This is a genomic window from Microbacterium sp. HSID17254 (genome assembly GCF_003989315.1).
GTDB lineage: Bacteria > Actinomycetota > Actinomycetes > Actinomycetales > Microbacteriaceae > Microbacterium.
On sequence record NZ_RBLT01000008.1, the window covers coordinates 86,593 to 108,293 of the forward strand.

General features: G+C 63.9%; 36 protein-coding genes and 1 tRNA gene. 6 read left to right on the forward strand and 31 right to left on the reverse strand.

Going from position 1 to position 21,701, the window contains the following annotated elements:
• Window positions 1-12 precede the first annotated feature (12 nt).
• Entirely contained in the window at window positions 13-390 is a 378-nt protein-coding gene (locus D8M34_RS06710) for an HIRAN domain-containing protein (protein WP_126893528.1), read from the forward strand.
• Window positions 391-807: 417 nt separating this feature from the next.
• Here D8M34_RS06710 and D8M34_RS18825 read toward each other — a convergent pair whose 3' ends face one another.
• The 26 genes from D8M34_RS18825 to D8M34_RS06805 form a co-directional block, all read right to left on the reverse strand.
• Window positions 808-975 (reverse strand): hypothetical protein, encoded by a 168-nt coding sequence (locus D8M34_RS18825; RefSeq protein ID WP_153244990.1) that lies wholly within the window; start codon window positions 973-975, stop codon window positions 808-810.
• The gene (locus D8M34_RS18830; RefSeq protein ID WP_153244991.1) at window positions 975-1,145 is read right to left on the reverse strand and encodes a hypothetical protein; all 171 of its coding nucleotides are present in this window, start codon (window positions 1,143-1,145) and stop codon (window positions 975-977) included. Before D8M34_RS18830 ends, D8M34_RS18825 begins: the two co-directional genes overlap by 1 nt.
• A 239-nt stretch (window positions 1,146-1,384) precedes the next feature.
• The gene (locus D8M34_RS18835) at window positions 1,385-1,528 is read right to left on the reverse strand and encodes a hypothetical protein (RefSeq protein ID WP_153244992.1); all 144 of its coding nucleotides are present in this window, start codon (window positions 1,526-1,528) and stop codon (window positions 1,385-1,387) included.
• Window positions 1,529-1,659: 131 nt separating this feature from the next.
• On the reverse strand, window positions 1,660-1,821 hold the full coding sequence (locus D8M34_RS18840) for a hypothetical protein (protein ID WP_153244993.1): 162 nt from the start codon (window positions 1,819-1,821) through the stop codon (window positions 1,660-1,662).
• Between the two features lie 429 nt (window positions 1,822-2,250).
• Window positions 2,251-3,405, reverse strand: a complete 1,155-nt coding sequence (locus D8M34_RS06715; RefSeq protein WP_126893529.1) for a hypothetical protein — start codon at window positions 3,403-3,405, stop codon at window positions 2,251-2,253.
• Entirely contained in the window at window positions 3,389-3,631 is a 243-nt protein-coding gene (locus D8M34_RS06720) for a hypothetical protein (protein ID WP_126893530.1), read from the reverse strand. The genes D8M34_RS06715 and D8M34_RS06720 overlap by 17 nt, the downstream gene beginning before the upstream one ends.
• Before the next feature lie 113 nt (window positions 3,632-3,744).
• Window positions 3,745-3,828: transfer RNA gene (locus tag D8M34_RS06725), tRNA-Leu, on the reverse strand.
• A 372-nt stretch (window positions 3,829-4,200) separates the two neighbouring features.
• Window positions 4,201-4,857 (reverse strand): DUF7341 domain-containing protein, encoded by a 657-nt coding sequence (locus D8M34_RS06730; protein WP_126893531.1) that lies wholly within the window; start codon window positions 4,855-4,857, stop codon window positions 4,201-4,203.
• Entirely contained in the window at window positions 4,854-5,159 is a 306-nt protein-coding gene (locus D8M34_RS06735) for a hypothetical protein (protein ID WP_126893532.1), read from the reverse strand. Before D8M34_RS06735 ends, D8M34_RS06730 begins: the two co-directional genes overlap by 4 nt.
• Entirely contained in the window at window positions 5,156-5,737 is a 582-nt protein-coding gene (locus D8M34_RS06740; protein ID WP_126893533.1) for a hypothetical protein, read from the reverse strand. Before D8M34_RS06740 ends, D8M34_RS06735 begins: the two co-directional genes overlap by 4 nt.
• A 58-nt stretch (window positions 5,738-5,795) precedes the next feature.
• Window positions 5,796-6,212 (reverse strand): hypothetical protein, encoded by a 417-nt coding sequence (locus D8M34_RS06745; protein ID WP_126893534.1) that lies wholly within the window; start codon window positions 6,210-6,212, stop codon window positions 5,796-5,798.
• A complete protein-coding gene (locus tag D8M34_RS06750) occupies window positions 6,212-6,445 on the reverse strand; it encodes a glutaredoxin domain-containing protein (protein WP_126893535.1) in 234 nt (77 codons plus the stop codon). Before D8M34_RS06750 ends, D8M34_RS06745 begins: the two co-directional genes overlap by 1 nt.
• Complete coding sequence (locus D8M34_RS06755; RefSeq protein WP_126893536.1) at window positions 6,445-7,611, reverse strand: AAA family ATPase; 1,167 nt, start codon at window positions 7,609-7,611, stop codon at window positions 6,445-6,447. The genes D8M34_RS06750 and D8M34_RS06755 overlap by 1 nt, the downstream gene beginning before the upstream one ends.
• A complete protein-coding gene (locus tag D8M34_RS06760; RefSeq protein WP_126893537.1) occupies window positions 7,608-8,207 on the reverse strand; it encodes a hypothetical protein in 600 nt (199 codons plus the stop codon). The genes D8M34_RS06755 and D8M34_RS06760 overlap by 4 nt, the downstream gene beginning before the upstream one ends.
• Before the next feature lie 151 nt (window positions 8,208-8,358).
• Window positions 8,359-8,535: a hypothetical protein gene (locus D8M34_RS18845; protein WP_153244994.1), complete on the reverse strand. Its 177-nt coding sequence runs from the start codon at window positions 8,533-8,535 to the stop codon at window positions 8,359-8,361.
• Between the two features lie 85 nt (window positions 8,536-8,620).
• Entirely contained in the window at window positions 8,621-8,755 is a 135-nt protein-coding gene (locus D8M34_RS19750) for a hypothetical protein (RefSeq protein ID WP_274543252.1), read from the reverse strand.
• Window positions 8,752-9,018 carry a WhiB family transcriptional regulator gene (locus D8M34_RS06765; RefSeq protein WP_202976255.1) on the reverse strand — a complete coding sequence of 89 codons (267 nt, stop codon included), beginning with the start codon at window positions 9,016-9,018 and terminating at the stop codon, window positions 8,752-8,754. Before D8M34_RS06765 ends, D8M34_RS19750 begins: the two co-directional genes overlap by 4 nt.
• Window positions 9,015-9,782, reverse strand: coding sequence for a hypothetical protein (locus D8M34_RS06770; RefSeq protein ID WP_202976256.1), 768 nt, complete (start codon window positions 9,780-9,782; stop codon window positions 9,015-9,017). The genes D8M34_RS06765 and D8M34_RS06770 overlap by 4 nt, the downstream gene beginning before the upstream one ends.
• A 130-nt stretch (window positions 9,783-9,912) precedes the next feature.
• Window positions 9,913-10,266, reverse strand: coding sequence for a hypothetical protein (locus D8M34_RS06775; RefSeq protein ID WP_126893538.1), 354 nt, complete (start codon window positions 10,264-10,266; stop codon window positions 9,913-9,915).
• Between the two features lie 72 nt (window positions 10,267-10,338).
• Entirely contained in the window at window positions 10,339-10,890 is a 552-nt protein-coding gene (locus tag D8M34_RS06780) for a hypothetical protein (RefSeq protein WP_126893539.1), read from the reverse strand.
• Window positions 10,891-10,892: 2 nt separating this feature from the next.
• Complete coding sequence (locus D8M34_RS06785; RefSeq protein WP_126893540.1) at window positions 10,893-11,258, reverse strand: hypothetical protein; 366 nt, start codon at window positions 11,256-11,258, stop codon at window positions 10,893-10,895.
• Window positions 11,255-11,935 carry a lambda exonuclease family protein gene (locus D8M34_RS06790; protein ID WP_126893541.1) on the reverse strand — a complete coding sequence of 227 codons (681 nt, stop codon included), beginning with the start codon at window positions 11,933-11,935 and terminating at the stop codon, window positions 11,255-11,257. Before D8M34_RS06790 ends, D8M34_RS06785 begins: the two co-directional genes overlap by 4 nt.
• Window positions 11,932-12,114, reverse strand: coding sequence for a hypothetical protein (locus D8M34_RS06795; RefSeq protein ID WP_126893542.1), 183 nt, complete (start codon window positions 12,112-12,114; stop codon window positions 11,932-11,934). Before D8M34_RS06795 ends, D8M34_RS06790 begins: the two co-directional genes overlap by 4 nt.
• A gap of 154 nt (window positions 12,115-12,268) precedes the next feature.
• A complete protein-coding gene (locus tag D8M34_RS18850) occupies window positions 12,269-12,439 on the reverse strand; it encodes a hypothetical protein (protein ID WP_153244995.1) in 171 nt (56 codons plus the stop codon).
• Window positions 12,440-13,091: 652 nt separating this feature from the next.
• On the reverse strand, window positions 13,092-13,325 hold the full coding sequence (locus D8M34_RS06800) for a helix-turn-helix domain-containing protein (RefSeq protein WP_126893543.1): 234 nt from the start codon (window positions 13,323-13,325) through the stop codon (window positions 13,092-13,094).
• A complete protein-coding gene (locus tag D8M34_RS06805) occupies window positions 13,322-13,531 on the reverse strand; it encodes a hypothetical protein (protein WP_126893544.1) in 210 nt (69 codons plus the stop codon). Before D8M34_RS06805 ends, D8M34_RS06800 begins: the two co-directional genes overlap by 4 nt.
• 90 nt (window positions 13,532-13,621) lie before the next feature.
• Here D8M34_RS06805 and D8M34_RS06810 point away from each other — a divergent pair, with 90 nt between their 5' ends.
• On the forward strand, window positions 13,622-14,062 hold the full coding sequence (locus D8M34_RS06810; RefSeq protein ID WP_161973044.1) for a helix-turn-helix domain-containing protein: 441 nt from the start codon (window positions 13,622-13,624) through the stop codon (window positions 14,060-14,062).
• Entirely contained in the window at window positions 14,022-14,432 is a 411-nt protein-coding gene (locus tag D8M34_RS19860; protein ID WP_126893546.1) for an ImmA/IrrE family metallo-endopeptidase, read from the forward strand. The genes D8M34_RS06810 and D8M34_RS19860 overlap by 41 nt, the downstream gene beginning before the upstream one ends.
• On the opposite strand, the gene D8M34_RS06820 is transcribed toward D8M34_RS19860, so the two are convergent.
• The 3 genes from D8M34_RS06820 to D8M34_RS06830 all read right to left on the reverse strand — a co-directional run bounded on the left by D8M34_RS06820 (window position 14,380) and on the right by D8M34_RS06830 (window position 17,720).
• Window positions 14,380-15,609, reverse strand: coding sequence for a tyrosine-type recombinase/integrase (locus tag D8M34_RS06820; protein WP_126893547.1), 1,230 nt, complete (start codon window positions 15,607-15,609; stop codon window positions 14,380-14,382). The two genes, D8M34_RS19860 and D8M34_RS06820, sit on opposite strands and share 53 nt — an antisense overlap.
• Window positions 15,610-15,905: 296 nt before the next feature.
• Window positions 15,906-16,940: an alpha/beta hydrolase gene (locus D8M34_RS06825; RefSeq protein ID WP_126893548.1), complete on the reverse strand. Its 1,035-nt coding sequence runs from the start codon at window positions 16,938-16,940 to the stop codon at window positions 15,906-15,908.
• A 36-nt stretch (window positions 16,941-16,976) separates the two neighbouring features.
• On the reverse strand, window positions 16,977-17,720 hold the full coding sequence (locus D8M34_RS06830) for a phosphotransferase (protein ID WP_126893549.1): 744 nt from the start codon (window positions 17,718-17,720) through the stop codon (window positions 16,977-16,979).
• A gap of 107 nt (window positions 17,721-17,827) precedes the next feature.
• Between D8M34_RS06830 and D8M34_RS06835 the strand changes: the two genes are divergently transcribed.
• Window positions 17,828-18,265 carry a hypothetical protein gene (locus tag D8M34_RS06835; RefSeq protein ID WP_126893550.1) on the forward strand — a complete coding sequence of 146 codons (438 nt, stop codon included), beginning with the start codon at window positions 17,828-17,830 and terminating at the stop codon, window positions 18,263-18,265.
• A 7-nt stretch (window positions 18,266-18,272) separates the two neighbouring features.
• Here the strand turns inward: D8M34_RS06835 and D8M34_RS06840 are convergent, their stop codons facing one another.
• Window positions 18,273-19,118: a transposase gene (locus D8M34_RS06840; RefSeq protein WP_126893551.1), complete on the reverse strand. Its 846-nt coding sequence runs from the start codon at window positions 19,116-19,118 to the stop codon at window positions 18,273-18,275.
• Between the two features lie 41 nt (window positions 19,119-19,159).
• Entirely contained in the window at window positions 19,160-20,485 is a 1,326-nt protein-coding gene (locus D8M34_RS06845; RefSeq protein WP_126893552.1) for a VCBS repeat domain-containing M23 family metallopeptidase, read from the reverse strand.
• A 178-nt stretch (window positions 20,486-20,663) separates the two neighbouring features.
• On the opposite strand from D8M34_RS06845, the gene D8M34_RS06850 reads away from it, so the two are divergent.
• Complete coding sequence (locus tag D8M34_RS06850) at window positions 20,664-20,969, forward strand: DUF7882 family protein (protein ID WP_025104600.1); 306 nt, start codon at window positions 20,664-20,666, stop codon at window positions 20,967-20,969.
• A gap of 23 nt (window positions 20,970-20,992) precedes the next feature.
• Window positions 20,993-21,517: a hypothetical protein gene (locus D8M34_RS06855; protein ID WP_126893553.1), complete on the forward strand. Its 525-nt coding sequence runs from the start codon at window positions 20,993-20,995 to the stop codon at window positions 21,515-21,517.
• The last annotated feature ends 184 nt before the right edge of the window (window positions 21,518-21,701 follow it).

A 21,701-nucleotide genomic window follows, 5' to 3' on the forward strand; every position in this document is an offset into this window, starting at 1 on the left:
TATGTTGTGACCATGCGCCTGTTCAAGCGTGCCGCTGCCTCTGAACCTGTTGGGTTCGATCTGAGGGGGCTGGATAGTACCCGGGTGCGGGTGAAGGGCACGGTGATCTATGTGCCGGATGCACTGCGGGAGGATGTTGGCGGGACCGTGTACACGCTGAGGCGGGAGCCTTCGAACAAGCATGACCGGAATGCGATCGTCGTCATCTGGGAGGGACGGAAGATCGGGTACGTCTCGGCGACTAAGGCCGCATTGTTGGCCCCGCTGCTTGATGAGATCGGTGCTGGCGACTTCATCGTGAATGGCATGGGCGCGTACACGAACAGCACTCGGTTGTGGGTTGACCTTCCGAAGGTGCCGGCGTTGAGAGGGCTCGTGCGCTCTCTCTAGTCGGTGTCCCCTGGTGCTGCTGGGTCGCAGCACATGAGCATGGCGAGGATGCTGACGTGTTGTTCGTTGCAGGTGTCGCAGGTGTGGAGTGTGCGGGTCATCGTTGACCTGTCCTTAACGGGGTGAAGCCCTGGCGGTGTGTGGTCAGGGCTTCGTGTGGGTGTGGAGTTTCAGTCGTAGGAGAGTCGATAACTGAGCCGGCGCCTACTCGGGTCGTAGCCGGTTAGATCGTCGTTGACACAGCATGCGTCGGCGCTCGCTTCGGAGTTCCAGCCTGTGCCGCAGTCTTCGCAGACGTAGGTGTCGGTCATGCGTGTGCTCCGGTGGTTGTGCCGTGGATTCGGTTGCCGCAGACGCATGTGATGGTCCCGCTGGCCGGGTAGGTTGCGGGTCGTCCGCATCGGGCGCACGTCGTGGTCACTGTTCGATCCCGTTGATCCAGGTGCGCATCTTCGGTGTCCATCCGTCAGGCGTTTGGGGCTGGTCCGTCTTGTGGTTGAAGGCCCAGTTGAGTGCGGGTCGGCGGAGGATGTAGGCGAGGATGATCCCGGTGAGGGTGGTGGCGGTCCATGTGAGGGTGCGCATCAGTCGTCCTTGTTGGCGTATGCGAGTGTGCGGTTGAGTTCGCGTGCTTCTTTGCGTCGGTGCCATGCGATGTGGCCGGCGAGTACGCGGTATTCCTCGGCTTGGTCGGTGTCGTTGCGGTCGATGGCGTCTTCGGCTTTCTGCCAGAGCCGTTCGACACGCTCATCCATCAGCGCCATCCCATACAACGCGGTACTTTCCGGCTGTGCAGGCCAAGTCCCAAGTGGACACTTCCGACGCATCCACGCCGTCGTATGCCCTGTACCAGTATCCAGAAGCATATGCGGACCCTAGAGTGCCATATCTCCTGGCTGATTGCCACGCGTGTCCGTACTGATCAATGATGACCGCGCCGGGGGGAAGATCGCTAAGATCAATCGCCGCCTTGCGCACGCCATTGGATAAAACTCTAGGCATCGTCGTCTTCCACTTCGACCGTGTTGCAGTTGGCTTCTACTTCGATGATGAGGAGATCGGGGTTTTCGTCGGCTTGTGCCCTGTAGAGGAGCCCGAGGATGAAGTCGTGTTCGAGGATGTACCAGGACTCACTCATGACGTGTCCTTGTGGGTTCTTTCTGCCACCAGTAGTCGCCGTCTACCGCGTGGCCTTTGTGTGGGCCGGCGTGACCGTTGGTGAGGTGGCAGTCGAGGGAGTCGTTGTTGAGGAGGTGTGCGGCCGTGCAATCAGAGGAAGTTGTCGACATCTTCGCCCCGCATTCGCAGCATCGCCTTGTACTCGGGGTTGTCGCGGTTGAGCCATCGTTCTTTGAGTCCGAGGCTTCCGGCCCAGGTGACCGCGGGTGACTGATCCGCCCAGGCGATGAAGTCCTGTACCTCGTTTCGCATCAAAACGCCGCCTCGGTTCTCGAAGCCAGCGTGGCAGTGAGGACTGCGACGTGTCGTACCCACTCGTGCGCATCGCACTCGTAGCCGCACTCGCAGAAGCCGTAGCGGACAACCCACTTGTGGCTAGCGAGGAGGTGCGTGGCCGTGCAATCAGGCGTCATCGTCGTCTCCTGCTGGGGCGCACACACACTGCCAGCATCCTTCGCCCTCCATGTGGATGATGGCGAGGTCACGGATGAGGTTTCTTGTGCTCTCCATTGAGCGTGCCTTTCTAGGCGGGCGTGAGTTCTAGGGTGTGTGTTTCACGACACAGCAACGTTTTGTGTCGTGAAACACACACATGGTTCTGCCCACCGTTCCTCGACGCCGGTTGTCTCTGAATGAGTCGAACTCGCGTAGACGAAATGCGCGGGAGGTGGGAGGTATGGGTTAAAGCACCGTGAGGGACTGCAAGTCGAATCCGTCTTCGGTGATGTCGAAGACAAGGAGGCCGGCATCGGAGTCGCCACCGCCGACGTTGCGGAACCATGACGAACCGTTGTCGGTCGTGCAGGCTTGCAACCACCACTTCTGCCGCCCCGTGTTCGGGTTGCGACCGGAAGGGATGACAGTCAAATGGTGGTAGTGGCCGCTCAGCATGATGTCGGCTCGCGCCATGGGCATGCCACCGTGCTGCTGCTTCTGCCACCACCCGATCGCTTGACCGGGTGAGAACTGGTTACCGTGAACCATGCCGAGGACAGTTCCGAGGACGTCGAGGGTGACCGATTCGTCGTACACGTCACTGAACGTCCAGGACGCGTCGATCCCGGCCGCGTGTGCGACCTTCGCGACCTGCCGGTGAACGAACATGCCAAGGTCATCACCGGGACGTCCAAGGTTCTGTTTCCCGTTCCGCCAAGCCGTGTGATTCGACGGCGCCGACATGACGTCGACGTGCCCGTGGCGGTGCATGACCTCGATGAACTTGTACAGTTCGGTGCCAGCGAGGTCCATCTGTTGCGCCAACGACAGGTCGTTGGTGAACATGGGGTTGCCGCCGGACTCGAAACCTTCGAACAGGTCCCCCACCTCGGCGAGGACCGTCGACTGGGGTTTCCGCTGCTTGAGGTGTGCGGCGAGCCTGTCCCTCATCCCGGCGAGACGGTCGATGAGCTCGGGCGTCCCACCACGGTGGTCAACTTTCCCGGCCTGCACGTCAGACAGGGCAACCACGGTGACCCGGTTCGCGGGCGCCGTCTTGACCTGTGCACGCGGCTTCCGGCGCCCCTCCGCATAAAGTGCGGGAAGGTCAACCTCAGCACCCGTGAGGCGTTTGAACTGTGCCCGGTACGAGTACAGGTTCACGACGTCACGTTCGCCGCCCTCGAGGCGTTTCGACTGCTGCCAGGTCGACATGCGCACCGTGTCGTCAACGATGGCGAACGATGCGGGGTCAAGGCCGAACCGGTGGAAGATGTCGGTCCAGTCGGTGATCGGGGTTTCGGACTTGATGTCCCGGAACTCTCCCCCGTCCGGGCCGACGTCAACGCTGCCAGTGTTGGTGGTGGGTTCGGTGGCGTGTGCTCTAGCCGCGATCGACATTGTGTGCCTTCCGCCAGACAGCGATGGTGTCCTTGTTTGCCCTGTACCCGGTGAAGTTGTCTGAGGGGTCGTCGTCGCGGATCATTTCGGAGATGCGCTGGTTGGAGTACCAGGGGTCTTCGAGCCAGCCGGTGACGATGGTGTGATGTTCGGGGTTGAGGGTGTCGAGCCAGGTTTCGAACTTGGTTCTGGGCGCTGCCTTCGCGCCGCGGTCTGCGAGGGACACGATGGTCGCCTTTCATAGCCGGTTTTGGCATAAGCCGTGAACATGCACTGTGAAGTTATGAAGGGTTTGATCTAAACGGGCTTTGGGTCGCCATCGTTTGATCTAGAGCTGTGTCGGGGATGAGGGGGTCGAACCCTCACGTCCTCACGGACACGCGATCTTGAATCGCGCGCGGCTCCCAGTTACGCCAATCCCCGGGGTGCTCGCCACGGCTTTACCCGGACACGAGCGTTTGACACGACGGGGTGCGCGCTTTGACCTGTAAGCGTGGGGCTATGGGTCGGTGGGGCTGTCGTGTGTTTGTCGGGTTGCCTCACGCAACCTGTTTTCGCCGGCGTCGACCCGGCTTGTCCTCGACCGACCATTCGCCACGGGTCATTCCATGAGCCGACCGGGAGGAACAACTGTGAGGTTGGCGCCTTGCAGTGGGCGCTTGTGCTCGGATGCCTCACGCACCCCGACCCGAACTAGCCGGGTACAAGAAAACCCCCCAAGTGCGCTTCGTTGAGAGGCGTGGGAGGTATGGATTTCGGACACAATAATCCGAAGCACCTTCAGGATAGCAGACTTCAGCCCATTTGGGCTACGGCCTCCTGAAGCGTGTCGATATCAATTTCGACTCCGATAGAGCGCCCAAGATCCTGAAGGCCCTTGACGCCGATCCACACCGCGGCGCATTCCCGGTTGCGGCATTCGGCGGTGAACTCGTGCCCGACCCGGAAGGTGATGATGAGGTTGTCGGTTGATTCGCCCTCACCGTTGGTCACTTTCCCTTCCCCGCACTTGGGGCATTCGGTTCGCCGCAGCGGGACGGTCTTTGGCGGTTCAATGAGGTCCCACACTTTCGCCGCCCACGTGTCTGGGTAGGAGGCGAGGTGTTCGAACGTGGTGTCGTCCATTGCGCCGGTGTTGTGCAGGGTGTTGAGGCGTTCCCAGAATCCGCGCAGATCCAACTTGAGTTCGCCGGCGCCCTGAACTCCCCATTCCTGCAGCCATGCCCGGGTGACGTCCTGAATGTGGATGAGCAGGTCGAGCGATTGGACGTCGAGGATGTTGCGCGTTGACGGCAGCCCTCCCCCGCTTCCGCCTTCCATTCCGGGTGCGAGCTGCCCGTTGAGCATGTCGACAAGGGGCGGGAAGTGTTGCTGTCTGTCGCGGTTGTCGACGGTTACGGTGAGGGTCCATGGTCCGATCAGTCGGGCCATCCCATCGGATAGTTCGGTCATGGGTTCTCGCTTTCGGTGGCGACGATCAGTCGTTTTAGTGGTTGTGGATGCCAGGCGGGCCCGTAGTCCGGACCGCTGTTGCCCCAGCCGTCGTCCCATGTTCCGTCCTCGCTGAGCCGCGCGGGCGTTTCGTCGGCGGTGAGATACCAGCCTGGTTCTGTCGGCAAGTCCACGCCATCGCACAAGCGGTCACGCTCCGCTTCTAGTTCTTTAAGTTCTCCCCTCATCTCCTCGAGCTTTCGTAGTATCACGGACCGCTTCAAGTCGATTGCGGATAGCTCATCCATAACGTCCCGGGTCATGGGTTCTCGCTTTCGTGTTCAAGTGTGTGTTCACGTGCACCGTCGATCTGTGGACCGACAAGGATGACCGGACACGACGGACAACGCCACAACGGCGGCAGCGCGTCGGACGGTTCGCCCTGCTCGCGGTCATTCTCGGCAGAGCCACGCGGAGTCGAAACCCCGTGATGGAACCCCTCCGCATAGCCTGCCTCGTAGTCGCAGGACGGCTCCACCCGCGGCCCAGCAATCCATCTGTCGAAGACCGCGGCCTTCTGTTCCTGCACTTCGACAGATGCGCCCACTGCCGTGTAGTGCACCCACGCCTCACGGAGCACCGCAACATCCAGCCGCTCACCATGTTCCGGGCAATCCACGTTCGGGCCGTCGCTTATCCCAGCGATTGCGGGCAAGCAAACGCACGCGCTCGCCCCCGGGGCCTCGTCTATGCAGCAGCAGAGCGAGCCACTCGGACACTTCACGTGAGCACAGCACCGGGCATCGGCGCTCGGCTCCGGTACCTCGGTTCGTGTGCGTTCGATGATGCTGTTGACGATCGCGCCCTGGTTTGCCATGAGTGCGTCGGCGGCTTCCTGCATGAGCCAGTTCGATCGTTCGCAACCGTTGCCGTCTCCCTTACGGAGTGCTGCGATCAGGTCAGAAAGGGGTCGGGCTTCCAAAGCCGTCACCTCCTGCGGGTGTTGTCCATGCGCCGGTCTGGGTGGATGCGCCCGGTGTCTGCCAGGGTTCGGGTGTGGGCGCCGGACGAGACTGACCCGTGTTCCGCAGCACCGTAACCCCGTCAACCCACACGAGCAGGTCGTAATACTTCTTGCCCTCGTGTTCACGCTCGACGGTCTCTTCACGGCCGAAGAACGCGATGCGGCCCTTCTCCTGGAACTGGGTCCAGTCGATGTTCTTGCCGCGGATGGTTCGGAAGGTGCGCCCGGTGGTGTCGTATCCGCCGGCGTCGTTCTTACGGGAGTGGGGTTCGCTTGTCTTGAGTCCCCATGGGCCGTCTGTGCCGACGAGTACCTTGTCGACGAACGCGGATCGGACCTGAATGTCAGCCATTAGCTGTTTCTCCTTGCTTCGATTACTCGGTCAATGCGGTCCGGGCGAAACCCAGACCAATGGTCACCGTCTGCCAGAACCACGGGCGCGCTGATGTGGTTGAGCGCCCGCAACAGCGGCAGGTGGTTCTCGGCGGGCAGTTCAATGAACTCCACGCCCTTCTCGGTCAGATATCGGTGTGTTGCTGTGCATTGCACACACGACGGATTCGTGAACACCACCACTTCGGACATCACCACTCCTGCACCGCGTGCCACGGGAACTGTCCCGCCCCGCCCCGCCTCAACTTCTCTGGCCACTCGCGCAACTCACGCGCTCCTCTCCATGCGACGAACTCGTACAATTCCTGATGTTCGGTGTCCTTTCGGATGCCGTAGCCGAACTCCGGCCACCCCAGCAGCGCAGACGATCCGCGGGGACGCACGTCGCGGATTCCGTTGACGCCAACAGCGTGACCGGCGTGAGCTTCGATCACCAGCGCAACCCCTCGGTCTCGAATCGAATCGAGGGCAGCTATCACAGGGGCAATGTCGTCGTCAGTGTTCATCCGCAGCGCCAGGCGATACAGCGGACCGATGAATACGACGTCCGGATCATGGCGGTCGATGAGCTGGTGAATGCCTCCGAGTTCGGCCGGATCTAGAAGGTTCAAGCGGCCCGACAGGCGCATGTGGATGCGTTGAGTCGGATCAGTCATGCCGCGCCGTTGCGCTTGCTCACTCATCCATCTCGCTGCTCGCATCCACTGCTTGCCCGTGTTCTCGGCATCCACAACTAGGGCGGTGATGGGGTCGATCTCATCGAACGTGAACGGGTGAACACCGGCGGCCGGCAGAATGAGCATCTGGCGGACCAGCGTCGTCTTGCCGAGGCCTTCGTGCCCGGTGAGAATGAGGCGGTCCTTGCGTTCCATGAGCCCGGGGATCACCCAGTCTGCGTCGTCGGGGATTTGCAACACCTCGGCCAGCGTTACGGTGTCAAAGGACGGTGATGCTTGCCGGGTGAGCCCGGACTTTACGTCCTCCCAAACCTGCGCCGGGTCTGTGCCGTGATCCCCCAGCTTCGCCAAACCGTCCTGCAGGACAGTACGGCCAGTTCGCCGCATCGCGTCTTGCTTCACGATCGACGCATACGAGGCGACGAGGGATGGCGCGGTTGCCATGTCTAGCCACCGCCAGGGCTCATCGGGGCCGATGCCGCGAATCCCCCACTCTCCGAAACGACCTTCGATCGTCAGGGCGTCATGTTTCTCCCCTGCCGTGATTGCAGTTCCAAGACGATCGAACAGGACCCCGAGTCGCGAGTCGGCGAAGTCGTCGCCGCGGATGATGAGCGCCGCTTCCCGGAACACGCGGTTCTCGCGAAGCACACAGCCAAGAACGGCTTGCTCTGCGTTCATCTGTACATCCACTCTTCGTTCGACGGGATCTTGACCTGCGGCTTCGGAGGCCGCTTGCCTGCATCACGTTCCGCGAACTCCTGCTGCTTCCGCATGCCGTTCTTCCACGTTCTCCCCCAGTCGAGCTTCACGCCCTTCTGGCCCGGGATTGCCGCCCAGTAGTCGACGAACTCGATGGTCTTCCTATCGATGTCGACCAGCGGCACTTCCTCCTTCGCCCATGCGCGCATGTCGTCGCTGATGTCGAAGGGTTCTGGGACGCGTGAACCGCGCGAAGCGCCTTCTACTTCTTTAGAAGTAGGGGTCGGGTCGGGTCGGGTCGGGTCGGGGTTACGAACGTTTTCCGAACCGTTCGGACCTGTTCGCCCGAACGGTTCCTGTTCTTCCGCGTCTTTCTGCGGTTTCCCTTGCTTACGTCGCGCTCGCAACTCCCGCATGCGCTCCCTACTCGCGGCCCGCTCAGCGTCTACGTCTTCCTTACGTGGCTGGTACGCGTGCCAGTTGTAGAACTCGTATCCGTCAGACGTACGGCCCCAAAGACCCGCGTCGATGAGAGCCGCCGGCGCTGCGGGCGGTGTTCCCCACTGCTCAAGCATGTATGCCGGGACGTGACCGTCAGTGAGTTGATCGGCGCACCATGAGCCGGCAAGGGTCCAAACTCCGATAGCAGCGAACCGGTGGCGCCTGGGGATGGACAAGAACTTCTTGGACGAATGCAACCCGTCGTCGACTTTGAACCATGCCAAGTCAGTCGCCCCCTTCGATGAGCCGGACAACAAGTGCCGGATCGAAGCCCGTGATATAGACGATCTTCCCGAAAGGCACCTTGTAGTTATAAGCGAGCCGAACGTACATTCCAGCGTGCCGGTCGTCGACAGTCAGCATTGAAAGGTAGGACTCCGCGACGATTGTTCTGCCATCCATTACGATCTCCCTTCCGTAATCCAGAATCGCGAGATTGGCGACTTCGCACCCGTTAGGCTGTGGATAGCCCTGTGCAAATCCAAGATCACTCCTTCTCGCGGCTGTTTGGGCAGTTCGGGTTGCCTACCGTGAACGGGTTGCGACACTTCCCGCAGACGTGCTCCGGTGCTTCCCTGGGGTACGTGGTCGGGATCGCGCCCGGTGCTGTCAGGTAACTCATGCGGCGCTCCTTCTCCTGATTGCTTGCAACGACTTCGCGGTGTACCCACCCCACACGCCGTCGCGTTGCCGTGTGCGTAGTGCGTACTCGAGGCACTGTTCGCGTACGGGGCATGCGGTCTTGCAGATGCGTTTGGCGTGGTTGGCGGTTGCTTCGTCTTTGGGTTCGGGGAACCATGCGTCGCCACCGATCTGGGCGCATGCGGCGTCCTGGATCCACGTTTCCGGGGTCAGGTTGTCCTCCGTATACACACGGATCGTCATGCTGTCACTCCGATGTGTTCGATGAGTTGTTCGCCGATCCAGCGCGTGAACGCTGGTGGGATGGCTTCTTTCAGGTCGATCCAGGGCATCCAGTCGATCCCCATTGCGCGCTGCCCTTGCTTGAGCGAGGTTGCTTTGGCGCCACGGCGCGTACCATCCGGCCGAAAGAACTCACGGCTGTCCGGGTGATCGCCGTACACGCCCACCGGTGTCCCTTGTGCGACGTGCTGACACGCGGGCCTATTCAGGAGCGGCGCACTGACCTCGAAGTGCCTGTGCCGGCGGACCCCCAACCGCTCCCCTTTGTCGAAGAAGGAGGACCCGCACAGCATGACGGGATCGATGAGTGGTGCACCGGGCACGTTCTCGATGACATAAGGAAGCCCGATCGTGTCGAGCAGCGGTCGGGCGGGTGTGATGAGGTCTGGATGACGATCCGGGTCTTTCGTGCCGGTCGCCCAGCGCTGACATGGCGGCGAGATGTGGATCGCGTCGATGGGTTGACCGTCGAAGGTCAAGTTGTTCGCTGCTACCTGCTCGAGCGCTTTGATCGCGTCCATCATGTAGAAGTCGCCGAACGGGAAGTCGTGGTGTTCGATGTCGACGCCGATGACGTTGAACCCGGAATCTGCGTATCCTTTGGCGGCTCCACCAGCGCCGCAGCAGATGTCGAGGAGAGTTCGCATGTCTTGTGTCCTTGTCTGATGCATTCCGTGCGGATCGCGGAGATGCGTTTGCGTCTTGATTCGGCGGTTCTGGTCCATGAAGGGACGGTGTTGTGGCCGTTCGCGATGATCTGGAACTGGATGCCTAGTTGGTCGGGTCCGAGGCGATCGATGATCGCGAGAATGTCCTTCTTGCAGGCGGCGCATGTTCCAGCGGTTGGCCCTGACATCATGCGGTGACCTCGAGTTCGAGTCGCGCCTTGCCGCCGGGTTCGTGGCGGATGAGTGGTGCGCGTTTGTCCATGTAGGCAGGGATGTCGTCTGGGACGATGCCGGCGTCTACGAGGCCGTCGCACATGGCTTTGAAGGTGGGGTAGATGTTGTCGGAGTCGCGGCGTCGTTTGTCTGTGACGACCCATGTGAGCTGCACGGTGACGTGCTCGAAAGGGTCCATGAATGCACGACGCGCCGTTCCTTCGACCGTCTCGCGGATGGTGCGTGTGAGCTTTGCTTTCTGCGCCCAGTGGAGGCGTTGGTTTGCGTTGAGTGGCGGCCTGGGCCAGTCGAATGTGAGCACCGTCATGTTGTCTCCTGGGGTGCGGTGAGGGCGCGCATCCGTGGTCGGTTGCGCGCCCTCGTTTCGTATTGATTTTGTTTACTTCTCGAGTTCTGCCCGTCGCGTCTCGATTGCGTCTTTCACCTGGTTGTGGATGCCGATGCGTGTTGCGTGTGCGGCGATCTCGTCGAGTTTCTGGGTGGTGGTTGCCTGGTTGATGGCGGCGTGTGCAGCATCAACCTTTGACCTGTCCACGGGGGCATCGGTGAGGGGTTGGATCATGACCTTCTTGGTTTTGCCGCGGGTGATGACGTGTTTCGCTTCGAACGCCTTGTCGATGTGTGACATGGCCCGAATGCGAATGCCACCGACTGGTTGCCCCGCCCAGAGCACTTCGGGGTCGTTGAAGAGGGTGATGCGTCGCCCGACCCACACGGTGCTGTCGGTCCCCCACGCCTGCACGATGTCCCGGAGTGCAGTCTTGGATGGCTTCCAGGGGCGCGCTGGGCCGTATGTGTCGGTGATGATGTGTACGGGTTGATCTGCTGAGCCTGGTTTGACGTCAACGATGGTGACCGTGACATCGCGGCCCACAAGGTCGATCGCGTTGAGCTGATCGGACTTCGCGACTATCGCGTCACTGACATCCACGGCTACTCCTCATCCGCCGATGGTGCGGTGTCGGCGGTGACAACTTCAAATGCTCCGACCCTTCGCCTAAGCACTTCCCCACCCTCCGCAATGAACTGCGCCACGTAACCGGGGGCGATCGTCCCCGCCGAGACCCGAGCGCGTCCATCCGGAGACAGGAATCCGGGCACGTACTCCCAGTCACGCGCGTCGAGCACTCGCGTGATCTCGAGCTTTAGATCGGTTCGCCCTGTGCAGTAGTTGATGCCGTCGAACTGATTGCGTTCGCTGTGCGGCCCATGCGCCAACTGGTTGTTACACCACAGGGGCGACGGGTCGGTTCGTTCGGCAAGCTCCGCTTCGATTGCGTCTTCGATGTAATCGCTCATGAGAATGTGATCTCCTCGATGCTTGCCCGCCGTTCGGTCATGGGTAGGCCGTGCGTGGCGGTGGTGAAGTTGTTGACGATGTTGGTGACGTTGATTTCGAACGTCTCGGCGGCGGCGTGGATGGCGTCGATCCATCGCTGTTCGGGGTGGACGCGTTTGACCCAGAGTGGGAGGCCGGCGCTGTAGGAGATGTAGTCGCAGTATTCGCGGCCACTGACGAGCATCCCGGCTTGGACCTGGGCGACGTTCTCGAGTGGCGGCAACCCCTTCAACACGGTCTTGAGGTGTTCCTTGGGGCGTCGCGACTTGATCTCAATGAGCCCGTCTTCACCAACCAAGCCATCGGGCGAATAACCGATGCGGTATGAACCGAAGTCGCGGACCATGAACCCGACCTGTTCGACCGGTGCGAAGTGCTCGGCGTAGATGTCACGGGCGAACGGTTCGTCGTCTGTCCCCCGTTGCATGTCCGCGGTCGGGTACACGTAGTCGACGTGTCCGGTGATGCGTTCGGCGGCGAGTTGGAGGGTGAGGCCGCGTGAGGTTTCGTTGTCCGCGACTTTGAGGGTGGTGGGGGTGATGAGTTTGCCGAGGGTGGATGCGGTGAGTAGACCACATCTCGCAGCCAGCCATGATTCGGAGCCCTGTTCGAGCTCGGCATACGTCGTGAGCGTCATGCGAATGCTCCTGCTACCCACGCCCAGAACAGAACGATTAGGGCGGATCCGGCGAGGATGCCGAGGACGATGGCGATGATCTCCAAAGCCTCCTTGATGCCCTGCGCGATTGCGATGAGGATGCCGAGGATCAGGAGCATCGTGGCCACGGATCCGCCCGCGATGATTACTTCATTCATGGTGTTTACAGTCCTTTGAAGGCGTTGAAGAGCAGCTTGAGTGCCATTTCGCCGGGTGATCTGAGTTGGTCGCCGGCGTCGCACGTGCAGAGGTCTTCGAGGTCGGGGTCGCGCGAGTAGAGGTAGTGTCCGGTGTCTTTGCAGACGGGACAGTTCATGGCTTCCAGCCGCCCTCGTCTCGCAGGGTGACTTCGACGAGGATCTTCTCTGCCCGCGCCACGGCTTCTTGCGCGAGGCGGATGCGAGCGGGACTGAGGGATCTTTCTGCGGTTGCCAGGTCGAGGAGGCGCTGGCTGAGCGTTTCGCGGGCTCGATCGATGTTCATGTGAGGGATTCCGTTCTGATGCGGTGGATGAATGCCGCGTGGTCCCATGCGAGCCGCCACGTTTCGTGGGGGATGGTGTTGAGTCCGGTGTCGAGCCACCAGATGTGGTCGGTTTGCCAGATGTGCATGCGGAAGGGAACCGCAGACGCTCAGTGATCTTCCGCGCCCAGTTCAAGTCGCGCTGTACAAGTTCAGACATGTGCACCTCTCATGTAGTTGGGTTGCAGGCGCGGGAAACCTCTTTGCATTCACGCCTGCAACCACGTGGGTGCCGGGGACTCGAACCCCGGTGTATGCCCTCCACCCGCCACGCCTTCAACGACCTATGCCCGCGGGTCAACAGCCGCACCATCAACGCCAGAAGCGTCTTCAACGACCTATACGCGGGAGTCAACAACCGCTCCATCAGCGTCAAACTCCACACCCAACAGGCCCGCACTCATCCCGGAGCCCCGTAGTCGGTGTTCTGTGAAGCGTCGTCTTCCTCAACCGGGCCCCGAGCGGGCATCGGCTTACGGTGTATCTCCTGCCCCGAAGGGGTTCCGGAAGACGACTATGTGTTGTTGTGGTGCCCCTGTTTTTGGGTGCACTCGTCCGCCCCTCCCCGCGACAGGGAGGTGCGGGAACCGGTTGTCGGTGGTTAGCCGGCGCCTCAGTGGGGCGCTTTGTTGGGCCTTTCGCGAAGCCACCGCTCAAGCTCGTCATGAAGAATCACGGGCTTGGAGTCGATGAATGATGGGACAAGCTCGCCCCGTGCGATGTGTTCCCGCAGCTTCGTAACCCCGATCCGGGCAACGCCAGCCGCCTCCGGGATGGTGTACGCAACCTGCTTCTGCTGCATCAACAGATCGCGAATCTCGCGCAGGAGCTTCACAACGCTCTTCATGACACTCCCTCGAACAGGACCTCCGGCCGAACGCCAAAAAGGCCGCTCAGGTTGCACACGTCCACGAACGTCAGTTCTTCAGAACCTTCGATCTTGGACCGAGCAACCTGAGCGGCCTCGGATACAGCTTCAACGGCGAAACCAGAGTCGGCAGCCATCACGCGCACGTTGGCGGCGATGGTCTGGGCGGGGCTTCTTCTTTCCATATGGACAAGGTAACACCCGTACGGAGAGAAGGCAAGCGAAAAGTGTCCATACGGGCTGAAAAGTTCTCGCACGGCGCATATGCTGGACGGATGGATACCAAAGACTCGATCTTGAACCGGGCCATGGGCGCTCAGATCGCCGCAGAGAAGGCCGCTTTGCGGCCCAAGAAGTCGGTGCGAGAGCTGATCGTTGAGACGGGCCTCAGCGAGTCGACGATCAATCGAATTCTCAGCGAGGCCCCTAGGGATATCCATGTCACCGCGATCGCCAGGTTCGCGAGGGTGTTCGGAATAACTCCGCAGGAGCTTGTTCGGCGAGCCGTTGAGCGGGCGGAGGGCTTTGGAGGGTGGTGGTCCGACGGGCCGACTCTCAACCCCGAAGCGCCAGTGTCCCCACCCGTCGCTAGCATCGCCGATCAACGACAGAAGAAGAACCCGGCTGAGATGACCGACGACGAACTGGAAGCGATCCAGAAGAAGGCAGCAATCAATGACGAGCACATGGACCAGGACGAGTCAGACCTTCCCTAGGGGCCGTGCGTACGACCCATGGGAGCACGCCGCCTCGCTAGGCCTCGAAGTCGTAACGAGACCGCTCCGGACCGGGCATGAGCTGTGGCTGCCTGAGTACAACACGCTTATCGTGAACTCGCGAATTCGTGCCGTCCATCAACGTTCTGCCCTTGCGCATGGCGTGGGACACGCAGCCCATGGCCATGAAGACGATCGCCCAAAGCACGAAAAACAAGCCGACAAGTTCGCCGCGCAGAATCTGATCGATCCCGACGAACTTGCCGACTTGTACAAGTGGTGCCCTGATGAACAACGGGTTATCCACGAGCTTGGTGTTACGACCCGCCTGTTTCGAGCATACGTGCTGGCCCATCCGCCGGCGGCGTGACGAGCTCACCGAAGCTGCTCATAGCGATGCGCAGGCGGTCGATGTTGCCGCGAGTCTTGTACGCACGGGTCATCGTGCGCGTCGAGTGCCCGACGATCTCAATCATCAGGTCCTCGGGGACGCCGGCCTCGTAGAGCATGTCCACGGCGGTATGGCGCAAGTCGTGCAACCGAACGTTGCGCCCGGGAAAGATGTCCTCCACGAATCGGTTCCAGGCTTTGGTGTCGCGGTCTGGGTCCCTGGGCCGTCCGTGTTCGGTGAACACGAGGCCCCAAGGGTTCTCGGGTTCTGATTCGAGGTGTTCCAGGAGATAGGTTCGCAGTGGCTCGACGAGGGGGATGATGCGCCATCCCGCCTTCGACTTCGGCCGCGTCCAGTACAGGCCTCCGCGAATGTGGCGGTACTCGAAGTCTGCCGGGGCCACTAGGTTGCCGTCCCTGGCGCCAGGGAGACGCTGCAACTGCCATGACAGGTCGAGGACGTCGCCAACACGGTCACGTTCAAGGCCGATAACCTCGCCGCGCCGCGCACCCGTAAGGACGCTCACGATCCAACGGGTTCCACCTGGAGTCGCCCTAGCGCGGGCGATGAACTCTCGAACCTCGTCCTTCGTTAGCACGTCGAGCGACGTAACCGCTCGACGCGGCGCCTCAACAAGTTTGGCCGGGTTACGGAACAAGCGCCCCTCGCGGACAGCAACCTCAAACGATGCCGACATGATCCGATGGGCGTTGAGGGCGTACGTGGAGGAACCGTTAGCGTTCAGCGCAGACGCGTGAACCCTCCGAATGGTCGCGGCGGTGATCTTGTCTAGCTTGGTCCCGGGACGCAGGCCCGGGACGATGTGCGCCTTGACCACCGACTTGTACCCATTCAGTGTTGCTGGCCGCACCCTCTTAGCGGCGACCTGTTCAAGCCAGTAGGTGAACCACTGCTCGACCGTCAACACATTCGTGTCAAGGTCCCCGCGATCCTCGAGCTCTCGACGCGCTTTGGCGAACTTCACCATGAGGTCCGGCTTTGACTTGGCGCGGATGTACTTGCGGCGGCGGGTCTTTCCGTCCTGAGAGGGCAGTTCCAGCACGGCGGTCCAAAGGCCCCGGCTGTCCTGGAAGACCGCCCCCTCGCCCTTACCGCGGCTAGGCGCACGTTGCGTGCGCTTCGAGTCTTCTGCCATGCGCGCTCCAAAGTTCGAGGTTGATCACTCCGACATGCATCGGTCTTCTACGGATGTTCCGCTGGCGGATCATCGCTGCTCCCTTCCGGCCAAGGTGCAACCACAGGTGCATCCTTCCTGGCGATTCCAGGCGATGCCGTGTGATTCCGTACGGCTAGGTTAGCCAGTCGGACGGAAGGAAAGCAAGTCCATACGGACACAATTGTGAGACTGAAAATCGAAAGGTCACCGGATCGATGCCGGTCGGAGCCACAAGGCTGATCATTACAATCAGCCCAGAAACCCTCGCCTAGCTTCTACATGGCGGGGGTTTTGCTTTGCCCCGCCTCGACCGCGTGCGGCAGCGCGTGGGTCACGAGACTCACCAGGAACTTCCCCGGTTCCTCGAACATGCAGAGGTGCGCGGAGTTCTCGAACCACACGACGTGCGTCGACGGCGCCGTCACGGTCTCCAGCCAGCGGGCGACCGGCCCGGTGGGGGTCGTCCAGTCGTGCCGGCCGAGGAACTGGAGCATCGGCACCTCGAACACCGTCTGATGGCGGGCGTCGAAGCCGAGCAGGGCGGGCAGCACCGCGGGCATGGTCGCCCGCTGCCCGACACCGATGAGGCCCAGGTCGGCGTCCGTGTAATACGGGGACAGCTCCTGCGACTCGGTGAAGTACGCGAAGTCGGAGCGATACGCCGAGAGGCCGCCGTAGTACTGCGCCCATCTCCGGCAGGTCACGATGCGTTCGACGGTCAACGGCTCGTCACCGGGGTACTCCCCGAGCGCCTGCAACTCGGAGATCGCCTGCTCGTTCCGGTCCGCGACGGCACTCCGCATCGCGTGGCGGAAGCTCTCCTCCTCGTTCTCGGGACCGGAGATGACCTGGCCGACGCCGACGTACGCCCACAGCAGGTCGGGACGCCGCCGGGCGAGGGCGAGCCCGAGGACCGTCCCCCAGCTGTGCCCGAGCACCCCGACCTTCGGCACGCCGAGCTCCCCCTGGAGCCACGCGATCAGCTCCACGAGATCGTCGACGTACCGGTCGACGCTGAGGTCCATGTCCTCGGACACGGAGCCCACGGACTTGCCGCTCGCGCGCTGGTCGTAGTTGACGACCGTGAAGTAGTCCTCCACGCCGCGTTGCCAGACCCACGACGAGGGCAGCGACGGGAGGGCAGGACCGCCGTGGCAGACGACGAGCACGGGGTTCCGTGTGCTGCGACCGCGGATCGAGACGAACTGGGAGACACCGCCGAGGTCGACGTACGTCGTCCTGTCGATCGACTCCGGGTTCGGGATCCGGCACAGATCCGCGATCACTGCGCGGCCGACGTCGTCACTCATGTCGATCACCCTAGGAGAAGCAGACTGGCGGAACGGTCACGCCAGCGCCCGCTGCCACACACCCCTATGCGCGGTGACGTAGTCGAGCACCGCCGCCCAGTGCGCCCCGTGACCCGTGCGGTACATGGTGCCCCACGGCTCGCGCCCCGTCTCCGCGGACGAGCGCAGCAGGTCGAGCATCGCCTGCGTGCGCCGGCGCATCATGTCCGGGAGCACCGCGCGCAGCTCCTCGTCGGCGCCGTATCCGTCGACGAACGCCGCGAGGTCGGCGGCGGAGCGCTGCGGGTCCCGAGTCGGATCCGGAAGCGCGAACGTCTGCGCGGAGAAGGCGAGGTCCCACGACCGGGTGCTCGGGGAGGCGCCGTCCCAATCAATGAAGACCCAGCGGTCGCCGGGCATCAGGTTCCACGGCGCCAGATCGTTGTGGCAGATGAGCTCCTGCGCGGGCGCCGAGAGGGGTGGTTCCCAGATCGCGTCGACAGCAGGGACGTACCGCGCCGAGACGTCATGGATCCGGCGAACCATCCCGCCCACGTGACCGAGCTCGGCGGCGGAGAGCGGCGCGGCGTCCATGGCGAGCGTCCCGGGGAGGAACTCGATGATCTGCCGCCCCTGCGCATCTCTGCCGAGCGGCTCCGGCGCGTCGACGCCGCCGTCCCGCAGCGCCCGCACGTAGGCGATGATGTGCGGGGTCGCGGCTGTCCACGCCTTGCGGACGGTGTCCCCGACCCGCACGACGGGTCCGCTCGCATTGCCGCCCTCGAGGACTTCTTCCCGCATCCCCCGAGGCTATCGGAGACGCCTCCGGCAGAGATCACTCCTTCGGGTGACCAGGGATACCTCCCCCGACGGACGCCGCCCGCGAGCCGCGCCCGCAGAGTGGAGGTATGACACGACGACACCTCCTCCCCGCTGCCGCCCTGCTCCTCGGCGGCACCCTGCTGCTCGGCGGATGCGCCGCCGTGGAGGGTCTCGTGCACAAGCAGTCGACCACGACCTTCGACGACGCCGACGCCTTCCGGGCGGACACGCCGGTCGACGCGGACTGGGTTCCGGACGACGCGACCGCTCTCACGCTCCGGACGTCGACCATCGAGGACGCCGACGACGCCGTACTTCTGCTGACGAGCACGACAGCGCTGCCGGACGACTGTGTGGAGACGGAGCGGACCTCCGCCCCGACCTGGACTCTCGACGACGGCCCGTCCGCGTACGAGGCGAAGACCGTCTTCGTCTGCAGCGACTGGAGCGTCATCCCGTCCGACGACGGCTGGTTCGGATGGACGCCGAACTCCGACGAGGAGAAGGCCTCCGCCCGGAGCTGAGGTCCGCTCAGAGGTCGTCGAGGGCCTCGCGCGCCGACTCCACAGCCTCGGCAGCGGCGTCCCGCTTCTCCGCGGCCGCCGTGCGCCTCTGCTCCGCGGCGGGACGGTCGCGCTCGACGCGGTCGGCCTCCTGACGCAGCTTCTCCAGCTGCGCCTCCACCTCGGCGATGCCGTCCGCGAGCTCCTCGGCGCGGTCGCTCAGTGCCCGCACCGCCTCGTCCTCCTTGGTGAGTGCCCGCTCCGCCGCGGCCAGGGCCTTCTCCGCCGCGGCTACCTGTCGCTCCGCGTCCCGCCGCTTCCGCCGCTCCTGCAGTTCGTCCCGCGGGCGTGGGGGTTGCGGCTGCAGGGTGGGGAGGGTGCCGGCCACGGCGTCGCGGACGTCGTCCGCGGTCCCCGACGGCTCCAGAGCCCTCACGAGTCGTCCGGACGCGACGGCCGCGGCGGCATCCTGATCGAAGAACGCCGCGGAGATCGTCTGCTCGACGGCGTCCCGCGTGGCCGCCGTGACGCGTTCGCCCCGGGACCCCGCGAGGTCCGCCGCACTCTCGGCGAGCCGCCGGGTCAGAGCCCGGCGCTGCCTGCTGAGCGTGGACAGGGCTCCGGCATCCAGGTCCTCCTGCGCCTCGCGCAGCTCCGCGGCCAGCGCCAGGGCCTCCCCGAGCTGGGCGGCCCTCTCCTGCGCGAACACGTTGACCACCCAGGCGGCGACCGACGGCTTCCGCAACGCCTTCACCTCCGCGGCGAGCGCAGCGTCCTCGATCTCCTTCGCCGCGGCGTTCCGGCTGGCGGTGAACGATTCCGGCGGCCCCGCATACAGCGCTGCCGCGATGTCGTCGAACGTCCCCGCGGCCATGCGCCCACGATACGCGCCCCGGAGTGCTCGACTCCGGCCGGTCACTCGATCGCGAGGTAGTCCGCGGCGTCGGAGGCGACGAGCACTCGCGCGCCGAAGGCGCCGTTCCCGTTCCCCGGATAGAGGTAGAGCTGTCCGGCCGGGGTGCGCGCGAGCAGGTCGGCGCGCCCGTCGCCGTTGTAGTCCACGCCTCCGGTGACCTCGGTGAACTCCTGCCAGCCCACGCCCACCTGTCGCACCGTGCGCAGGCCCGACGCCCCGGTGTAGAGGAGGAGCTGACCGTCGGCCGCGACTGCGACGATGTCGCCGCGTCCGTCCCCGTCGAAGTCTCCCGCGATGAGGTAGTGGACGCTCTCCCAGCCGCCGCCGATCATCGTCTGCGAGGAGGTCAGGCCGCCGCTGCCGTTGCCGTGGTAGACCCTCAGGTTGCCGGACCCGGAGACCCCGAGGATGTCCTGACGTCCGTCACCCGTGAAATCCGCACCCGAGGCGATGTGCCGCATGCTGTACCACCCGGAGCCCAGCCCGACCGCCCCACGGAAGCCCCCGCGTCCGTTTCCGGCGTAGAACTCCAGGACGCCGTCGGAGCGTGCCACGAGGAGGTCGGCATTGCCGTCGCCGTTGAGATCGGTGTGCGTGATGTGTCGCCGCGAGTTCGCCCACCCGCTGCCGAACAGCGTGGTCGGGCCGGCGAGGCCGCCGCGCCCGTTGCCGGCGCGCAGCCGCAGATCGCCGTTCCCCGCGACAACGAGGAGGTCGACCTTGTCATCGCCGGTGAAGTCTCCGGCGCTGACGCCGGCGGGCGATCCGGCGCCGAGACCGGGGAAGAAGAGCGGGATGGTCCCCCCTCGCGTCACGTCGGAGAGACACGTGAAGCCCTGGTTGATCTGCGAGTAGACCTTGCCGTTCAGCCACACCTCGAAGTGCAGGTGGTACGCGGCCGAGTTGCCCGTGTTGCCGACGACGCCGATCTGCTGCCCGCGGAGGACCTTGGTTCCCGGTGCGAACCACCCCGGAGCCGCCATGTGCGCATAGCGGGTCACGTATCCGCCCGCGTGCTGCACGTCCACGTAGTTGCCGTAGCCGCCGTTCGACGTACGACTCTTGATCACCCCGTCGTACGCGGCGAGGATGGGCGTGCCGCCGTTGCGGGAGATGTCGATGCCGTCGTGCGCTCGGTAATTGTTCCGGCAGCCGTCGCCGACCTTCGACTGGATGTTGCCGGACGCCGGGTAGACCATGTAGCCGTCGGACGCGGCGGTCGCGGTGCCAGCCGTGGAGAAAGCGGGGACGAGCGCGCCGACCACGATCGCGAGCACGGCGACGATCCCGATCCGGCCCCGGCGCCAGCGGGACGTGCGCGTCATCTCGAAGCTCTCTCTTGGTCTGCGGGCCCCAGGACAGGTTGTCTCCCGCGGTCACCGTACCAAGAGCGGGCCCTCCGCGACGCGAACGCCACTCCCCCGGTCGGCCGGGATGCCCTCCGCGACCGGCGCGGACGCACAGGATCCGTACGCCCCCGCGCTCGGGTGTACCGTCAGCATCATGGGAAGACTCCGGTACGACGGGCACTCGGATCCGATCCTCATCGAGGACGAGACGCTCGCGCATCTGAAGATCGTCATCGGCACGAAGCTCCGCCGGCAGGAGAGCTTCATGATGACCTGGCGGCCCGTCGAGGGGGGCGTCGACCGGCGCGCGAGCGTGTGGATCCATCCCGCCATCCCGCTGCAGTTCGGGTTCGACGACGCCGAGCCGCCGACGGTGGACCCGCACCGCATCCAGGAGATCATGCAGGCCCTCAACGCCTCCGGCGAACTGGTCCTCGATCACCTGTCCGGCCCGCGCTGACGCGCGGCCGGGAGGTCGTCTCCATGGACTCCGTCCTCACCGTCGTTCTCGTCGTCGTCATCATCACTCTCCTCGTCGGCGCGGCCTTCCTCCCTCGATGGGTGCGACGCAGCTCCACCGCGGCCGGCGCCCGCGCGGGCGCGCGATTCACCGCAGAGCGGATGACGCAGCTCCTCACCGAGCTCGGCACGACGCTCCGGATCCAGGCGCCGCCGGAGGTCGCGGCCGCGCTCCTGCACGCGGCGGTCGCCGGGCACGAGAAGGCCTACGCCATCCTCGACGACGGCACCGTCGGCATCCGCTTCGTCGAACCGGACGACACCGTCGTGCGGCTCGGTCCCGACGCCGAGGGGACTCTCCTGCGCGTGGAGACGTTCCGCGACTACCTCGGCTTCCCGCAGACCGCGCCGCTGTGGCGGGAGCTGCGGGAAAGGGTGACCGGAGAGGCGGCAGCGCGCCGGATCGAGGTGAGCGACGGACCCGTCTCCGTGTTCGAGCGCGGAGACCTGCTCGACGACCGCAACGCCCGCTGGTTCCGCCGCGCCTGATCGTGCCGCTGCCTGCCCGTGCAAATGGGGGTCACGATTCACAGGCGACGCAATTAGGCTAGACGCGCGCCGCGCCCCGCAGGGACTCCGATGAGGACCCGGACGCGGTGCACGCCGGGGCCTCCTTCCCCGTGCTTGCGAACCCGTCCACGGAAACGAAGACCGCTTCGTGTCGCGGACACGC